6 protein-coding genes are annotated in these 7,201 nt (G+C 36.7%); 5 read left to right on the top strand and 1 reads right to left on the bottom strand.

The annotated features are described in order from the left end of the window. The first annotated feature begins 192 nt into the window (after nucleotides 1-192). The gene (locus tag ODU39_RS08840) at nucleotides 193-1,038 is read left to right on the top strand and encodes a pyridoxamine kinase (protein WP_398580261.1); all 846 of its coding nucleotides are present in this window, start codon (nucleotides 193-195) and stop codon (nucleotides 1,036-1,038) included. Then, on the top strand, nucleotides 1,035-1,565 hold the full coding sequence (locus tag ODU39_RS08845; protein ID WP_398580262.1) for an ECF transporter S component: 531 nt from the start codon (nucleotides 1,035-1,037) through the stop codon (nucleotides 1,563-1,565). Before ODU39_RS08840 ends, ODU39_RS08845 begins: the two co-directional genes overlap by 4 nt. 519 nt (nucleotides 1,566-2,084) lie before the next feature. Here ODU39_RS08845 and ODU39_RS08850 read toward each other — a convergent pair. Beyond that, entirely contained in the window at nucleotides 2,085-2,837 is a 753-nt protein-coding gene (locus ODU39_RS08850) for a hypothetical protein (protein WP_398580263.1), read from the bottom strand. A 388-nt stretch (nucleotides 2,838-3,225) separates the two neighbouring features. Here ODU39_RS08850 and ODU39_RS08855 point away from each other — a divergent pair, with 388 nt between their 5' ends. The 3 genes from ODU39_RS08855 to ODU39_RS08865 all read left to right on the top strand — a co-directional run bounded on the left by ODU39_RS08855 (nucleotide 3,226) and on the right by ODU39_RS08865 (nucleotide 6,948). Further along, nucleotides 3,226-5,802 (top strand): pneumococcal-type histidine triad protein, encoded by a 2,577-nt coding sequence (locus ODU39_RS08855; protein ID WP_398580264.1) that lies wholly within the window; start codon nucleotides 3,226-3,228, stop codon nucleotides 5,800-5,802. Between the two features lie 91 nt (nucleotides 5,803-5,893). Next, complete coding sequence (locus ODU39_RS08860) at nucleotides 5,894-6,277, top strand: PH domain-containing protein (protein ID WP_105179325.1); 384 nt, start codon at nucleotides 5,894-5,896, stop codon at nucleotides 6,275-6,277. Between the two features lie 77 nt (nucleotides 6,278-6,354). Next, a complete protein-coding gene (locus tag ODU39_RS08865) occupies nucleotides 6,355-6,948 on the top strand; it encodes a YitT family protein (protein WP_105179324.1) in 594 nt (197 codons plus the stop codon). Nucleotides 6,949-7,201 lie beyond the last annotated feature (253 nt).

A 7,201-nucleotide genomic window follows, 5' to 3' on the forward strand; every position in this document is an offset into this window, starting at 1 on the left:
GTGACAACAATACATTGAAATAGGATGACAGTAGCAAAGAGTTGTTACTGTTTTTCTTATGCAGTAATTTGAGCCCGATATTATAAGGTTTCGGCTATCTGTCCCCATACAGTTGTGAATATGTAATGTTGAAAAATGTATGATAATCATTTACAATTTTGTTTATGAAAAATAATTTAGGAGGAAGATTTGATGCAACGATTATTGCTTGCAAATGATTTGCCTGGTGTGGGCAAGGTTGCCCTAGCCACTAGTATACCAATTGCAGCAGCTTGTCAGGTAGAAACAATGCTTTTACCAACGGTACTACTTTCTTCTCATACGGGTGGTTTTCCAGATGTTGTCGTTGAAGATATGACTGACTTGAATCGAGCCTATTTTGAACAGTGGAAGAACTTGAATTTGGAGTTGGCAGGCATCTTGTCTGGCTACTGTAGAAATCCTCAGCAACTAAGTCAATTGGCTATGTATGCTAAACAAACAGAGACACCGTTGATTGTTGATCCGGTCATGGGGGATGGAGGGAAGTTGTATACGGGTTTCACCCCTACCTATGTAGAAGCCATGAAAGAATTGACTCAGTCGGCCAAGCTCATTCTTCCCAATGTAACAGAGGCAGCTTTTTTGACAGGGAGGGATTATTTGGGAGCTTGCTACGATAGGGCGGCTATTGAGGACTTACTGGAAGCTTTAGCAGAGCAGGTGTCTGCAGATATTGTACTGACAGGGATTTCCTTTGATGATAGCCAAATAGGTGTAGCCTATTTTCAGCAGGAAACAGGGGAAATAACTACCTATATGTCTAAAAAATATCCAGCAAATTTCTTTGGAACAGGTGACATTCTATCTACCTTGTTGGCTGTAGCAACCATCCAACAAATCAATCTCCATCAAGCCATCCCTCTAGCTTTAGATTTTATCGACAAGAGTTTAGAGCGTACTCTCGCTTTGGATAGAGACTTGAAATTTGGGATTTCCTTTGAACCTTTTCTAGCAGCATTACAGCAGGCATTTCAAACATTAAAGGAGAAATTATGAAACAGAATCAATTGCGTCAATTAACAGAAATTAGCCTATTTGCAGCCCTTATTTGTGTGGTTGTCTTCTTTATTCGTATTCCTTTTGGGAGTCAATTTGTCCATCTAGGCAATGCTCTGGTGGTAGTAGGAGTACTAATCTTTGGTGCTAAAAAAGGGGCGCTAGCAGCCTCACTCGGTCTAGGCATCTTCGATTTACTGTCGGGATATGCTTCCGTTGCTTGGATTACCATTCTAGAATCACTCATTGTCTGTTTTGTCCTCCACTTATTTTATGAGAAATTCCTACAGGCAAACGATAGTCTATCAAATATTATGTTGGTTGGGATAGTTGCAGCCCTCACAAAAACTATCTTGAACCTGTTGAAGTACACATTGACGGGGAGTTTAGTCGGTGGACTAACGCCATCAGCATCATTTTTAGCTGCTTTGGGTCGGATTTTAGGAACCTATGGCACTGCGATTACGACCATCATTGCTGTACCTATTCTTTATCAGGTATGTAAAAGGTTATATAAGAGAAAATAATTTATATTGGTGACATTAGTTAAATTCAATATGAAAAAAGGTCAGAAGGACTACACTGTAAGTGACGAAACAAACAGGAGGTTATACTCTTCGAAAATCAAAATTATCCGTTGTCAACTTGCCTTGATGAACTCCAGTTATATCTTCGGCTTCGTTTCCTAGGCTACTTTTGATTTTCATTGAGTATTAGTACAAGTTCTTTCAAATATCGCCGCAATGTTGTCCTATCTTATAGTAGAGACAAAAATAAAAGCACAGACAATTCGGCTGTATTTCATCAAAAATCAGCTTGAATCTATCTGTGTTTTTATTGGCTAGTTCTTATACTCATGTTTGTTGCGTATTTTTTAAAGCTCGTCAGTAGAGTGGGTTAGTTTTTCCGGCGATGACTAACATCATTAATTCGTCAAGCACAAAGCCCTCACTAAGATTATACACCTAGTGAGGGCTTCATATTTATTTTCATTATTCTGTGGGTGAGGTCGGAACCATCAGGGATGACTTTCCCAGCTTTTTTTATTATTTTTCTAAAGTAAATTCTTCATTTCCGTTAATAATGGTGGTATTTCCCTTGCGAGAATAGGAAATAATATCTTTTACGGAAATATCATATGTAGTTAGCTGGTTGATGGCTGCGTCATTAATTTTTGTAATGGTCACGGTATGGAAGAGCTGATCGACTTCTCCCTCGAAAAAGGTAGCAGAGATAGTACCAGTTTCTTGATTGTATGTGGCACCTAGTTCTTTAGCATACTCGTCTTGGTACTTATGAAATTCTTTTTCCGCCTCAGCTTGTGTAGGTAGAAATGATTTCAATTGCTTTTCATAGTCTGCTCCGAGAGCGGTTGTTAAGTATTCTTCTACGGAAATTCCTAGAGAACTTGCTTCTTTTTGTGCTTCCTCTAACATTACCTTGTAAGCTTGATCCAAGGTTAATTTTGCGATTTTAGGAATATCAAAGCTTGTTGTAGCGGTGAAGACAGCTTTCTTATCTACGACTGTCATCGTATAAGTTGCATCAATCCACGTTTTATCGATACCTGGAAGTTGATTTTGTAACTCCTTGATACTGGTTTTGACAATGTCTTGTTCAGCTTGGGAATTGCGCCATGTACCGCTAATGTTGCCACTATTATATTTGAATAATGCAAGACAGGCAAAAAATACGATAATAGCGGTAAAGAGTGTGATAATAATTCTAAGGACGCGATTACGTTTCTTTTTCTGTTTCGCAACGAGTTCTTCGAAAGTTTGAGTAGATGTATTTTCCATATATTCTCCTTTTATTTCCCTATTTTTAATATACTATAGTTTGTTTGCTTTGTCAATGGTCGTAGGGATGGAAACACGCTATCTATATGAAGAAAAAGGTATGTAAGTATTTTCTTGTTGTATGCATTTTTTTAAAAGCTTTTGTAAAGCCTTCGCTTTAACAAGGACAATCCCTCATTTCCAAGGCTATTATATTACATTTTTTCTACTAAAAACTGACAGCAGTCGTGAAAATATGGTTTATAAAACAAATTTTTTCATGCGTTTGTCGTGGAATGGAAAATTTATTCACGAACAATCATTGTCAGTTGTTTTTTTCTTGCAAAAATCAAAAATAAAATGTATACTGATTAATTGTTAACTGGTTAATAAGTCTAGGAGGACAAAAATGAAAAAGAAAACAACCTTATTTGCCTTGACAGGCATTATCCTATCTTGTCATCTTTTTTTGGCGGGTTGCCAAAAAACAGAGAATACTGCAATAAATCATCAAGATGTTCAAAGTAGCAATGTCTCAAAAGTAGATGAAAATACGATTGTGGTGTCTGAAATTAAATCTAATGGCTATATGCGTCTATATGGAGAAGAGTCATACTTTTTTGAAGGTCCTATCCCGTATGCGGCACACTTTTTAAAAGATACCCTTCCAGATTCTGATTATAAATTGAATAAAGAAGATATTCAGTATCAGCTAGAGAAAGGTTATATTATAAAAGTAAATGAGCAGTACTTCTACTATCCAAAGGATAAAGATGCTAATGTAATTTCTATTTCTGAAGCTAAGAAACTCACCAAAAATCAAAAGAAACCTACTTCTCAAGCTAAAAAAGGGGTAGCTGGTGTTGATTATCCTACAGATGATGGATTTCTTTTTGAAAATGAAGGTCAAATTCTTTCAAAAACGGATGAGGGACTGGTCTTAGAACATAATGGTCATTCACATTTTATTTTCTATAAGGATTTAAAAGAAAGCAAATGGTCCTATTTGGTACCCAAAGAGTACATTGAGAATAGCCAATCCAGCTCACATTCCAACGCAAAGCAAGCGAAGCTATCACAAACTTTTGATGATGGTTATGTATTTGATCCGAAAGATATAGTGGCTGAAGATGCGAATGGCTATACGGTACGTCATGGAGATCATTATCATTATATTTGGAAATCAAGTTTGCAACACGGACAAGGAAATACTGGGGAGACCATTGGAAAAAAGGGACAGATTACTGTTCTTGATAATCATTCGTTGCATACTCCGACCACAAGAAATAATTTCGTTCCACTCAAGTCTACCACAGAAAAAGGGCATACTTCCACTCAGTCTAATTCAAAAAAAGCTTTCCCAGGTATTGATTATCCAACAAGCGACGGTTTCATTTTTGATGGTAGTGGAGTCCAAGGTCAAACAGCGTTAGGGTTACTCATTGGCCATGGTACGCATACTCATTTAATTCCGTACAGTCATTTGATAGGAAGTCTGTGGGAGTCTTATATTCCTATTCAGTATTTAGAGACTGCTAGAGCAGAATACCATTCGTCAACTTCCACTCAAGTTGATGTAGAAATTCCGTTGTCACCACAAGAAGGCGGGAAACCTAACTCAAGTGTAGAAGAAGAACGAGAAGCTAAAAAGAGCTACCTAGCCGAAAACCTGCATGTTTCAAAAGAAAAAATCAAGGTGATAGAAACAGATGCAGGACCTGCTTTCGTTTACCCTCATGGTGACCATTCTCATACAATCTTGATTGAGAAAATTGAAGTTGGAAAACCAATCGAAGACCCTCACCGTGACCCACATGCTCATGATAAAATTGGAATGGCTACTTTAAAACAATTAGGTTTTGATGATGAGATTATTGAAGATATTTTGCATGCTACGGCTGATACTCCTTTCCCATCTAATGAAACAGATTCCGAGAAGATGAGAGAGTGGTTAAAAACGGTAAAATATCTAAATATTGGTCAGCGAAAAGATCCGCTAAAGAGAGCCGGTCTGGACTTGATGCCAAATGTTGAAGTGTTAGGGATTGGTTTTACGCCAATTGATGATGTAAAACCTATCTTGCAATTTAAAAAATTGAAACAATTATGGATGACTAGCACAGGCGTTAAGGATTATCAGTTTTTGAAAGAAATTCCAACATTAGAGGGAATTGACTTATCACAAAATGGTGTTTCTGATTTGGGCTTTTTGGAAGAATTTCCAAACTTAAAAGTAGTTTCTGCTGCAGGAAATGACATTGAAGATATCACTATTCTAGCTAAATTAAAAACTTTGGAATCCTTAAATTTAGATCATAATAAAGTGACGGATTTATCCCCATTAGCAGATTTGTCACAATTGACAGCTGTTAGTTTAGATAATAATCGTATCACAGATTTATCTGCGCTTCAAAACAAGAAGAAGTTAACCCGTTTGTATATATCACAGAATCCTCAATTGGATATATCAACTCTAAAAACAGAGAATTTAGAAGAACTGACAGCTAATGAAAGTAATGTAAAAGATCTTCAGTTTGTAAAAAACAATCCAAATTTAACTAGTCTTACTCTTAAGAATAATAAGATTACTGAATTACAAGGGATAGAAGAAAATGAAAAATTAGTAAATCTGGATGTAGAGGGGAATCAAATTAAGACTTTGGAAATAGAGGGTAAACAAGAATCGGTTGTTCGATTAAATGTTGCAGATAATCAATTGAAGAATCTAGAAGGAGTCAATGATTACAAAGCCTTAGAAGACCTGAATGCTTCAAAAAATGATATTGAAACACTTGCCATCACAGAGCCAAATAAGACTTTGAAAACAATTGATGTGAGTGAAAATCACATTCCGAAGGAAGAATTAAATCTAAATGATAAGAAGATCCCATCTGCGATTGCAGAACATTTTCCAGCAGTTGAAGGTGGCAGTATCGAGAACAATCAACCTAAAGAAGTTGATAAGGAAGCAAAGGTAAGCGAATAATTCTCCATGTTTGGTAAAGACCTAGTGTCTAAGATAGTCAACTAGTAGCTTTTTGTGTTATACTATAGAAAAATACCAAAGGAGCCATATTATGGGACTATTTTCAGGTTTACTAGGTAATGCCTCGCAAATGGATAATGATAAGATTGAGCAGGAATTGGAGCATGTTCTACTGGATAATGAACAGGTTGAGATGGCATTTAGTCTGGTTCGTGATTTGATTGTTTTTACAGAATATCGATTGATTTTGGTCGATAAGCAAGGAATGACTGGGAAAAAGGTATCTTATAAATCGATTCCTTACCGCTCGATTTCACGCTTTACGGTAGAAACCTCTGGTCATTTTGACTTAGATGCCGAGCTGAAAATATGGATTTCATCGGCTGTTGAACCTGCTGAAGTTCTTCAGTTTAAGAGCGATAAGAGTGTCATTGCTATTCAAAAAGCTCTGGCTTCAGCTGTCTTAGGAAAATAGGAAAAAAGTACAGAAAGTGGCTATTCGCTTTCTGCTTTTTTTGATATACTAAGGTGGACTGTTTGTGAGGAGAGAATATGATTCAGATAAAATGGAGAGACTGCTTATTGATATGTTTTGGGGCAATCCTATATGCCCTTGTTTTGAATATGCTCATCATTCCACATGAATTTGGCGAAGGTGGGATTACTGGTGTTACCCTACTTTTGTTTTATACGACAGGGATTGAAACAAGTCTGTCCAGTTTTGTTTTGAATGGGATTTTGATTGTATTAGCCTACCGCTTTTTGAGTAAGTTAACGGTTTTCTATACTTTCTTAGCGGTTGCTACTATGTCCTTAACCATGCATTATACGACTTTTCTGCAAATAAAATGGTTGCCCCTGATTCCCTCTGCTCTCTTGGCGGGATTGGTGACAGGTTTATCAATGGCTCTAGTCATTTATGGAAACGGGTCCACGGCAGGAAGTGATATTATTGCATTGTTGTGTAATAAATATTTCAAATGGAAGATTTCCACCGTTATTCTCATTTTTGATGTATTTGTTGTAACTCCTTTGGCTTTTAAAATTGGGCTTGTAAAAACATTTTGGACATTGGTAATGGTTGTCATTATCAGTAAGAGTTTGGACTGGTTCTTGCAAGCATTGAAAAGGAACAATCATAAATAAAAATACAAGAAAAACCTAGCTGTGCATATATATAGCTAGGTTTTTTGTTATGGTCGAATGAGTTAACTTTCAGACAAGGAGCTGGTACTAGAGTAGGGCAAACCGAAAGTGTCGGTGTATCAAAGCTAATTCAAATGACTGATATGTAAAGCCCTTTGTCAAGTAAAAACAATCGAACTGATAAAAAATGAAAAGTATCTAGAAAGAGCCTAGTTCTTAGCTTCGGGCATTGGCCACTCTGATATTCGTGGAT

The organism is Streptococcus sp. 2021WUSS126, assembly GCF_044427255.1.
Taxonomy (GTDB): Bacteria; Bacillota; Bacilli; order Lactobacillales; family Streptococcaceae; genus Streptococcus; species Streptococcus hashimotonensis.

What these genes read in the sequence shown, in the direction of transcription:
- ODU39_RS08840 (WP_398580261.1), top strand. Translation starts at nt 193, where the DNA reads ATGCAACGATTATTGCTTGCAAATGATTTGCCTGGTGTGGGCAAGGTT.
- ODU39_RS08845 (WP_398580262.1), top strand. Translation starts at nt 1,035, where the DNA reads ATGAAACAGAATCAATTGCGTCAATTAACAGAAATTAGCCTATTTGCA.
- ODU39_RS08850 (WP_398580263.1), bottom strand. Translation starts at nt 2,837, where the DNA reads ATGGAAAATACATCTACTCAAACTTTCGAAGAACTCGTTGCGAAACAG.
- ODU39_RS08855 (WP_398580264.1), top strand. Translation starts at nt 3,226, where the DNA reads ATGAAAAAGAAAACAACCTTATTTGCCTTGACAGGCATTATCCTATCT.
- ODU39_RS08860 (WP_105179325.1), top strand. Translation starts at nt 5,894, where the DNA reads ATGGGACTATTTTCAGGTTTACTAGGTAATGCCTCGCAAATGGATAAT.
- ODU39_RS08865 (WP_105179324.1), top strand. Translation starts at nt 6,355, where the DNA reads ATGATTCAGATAAAATGGAGAGACTGCTTATTGATATGTTTTGGGGCA.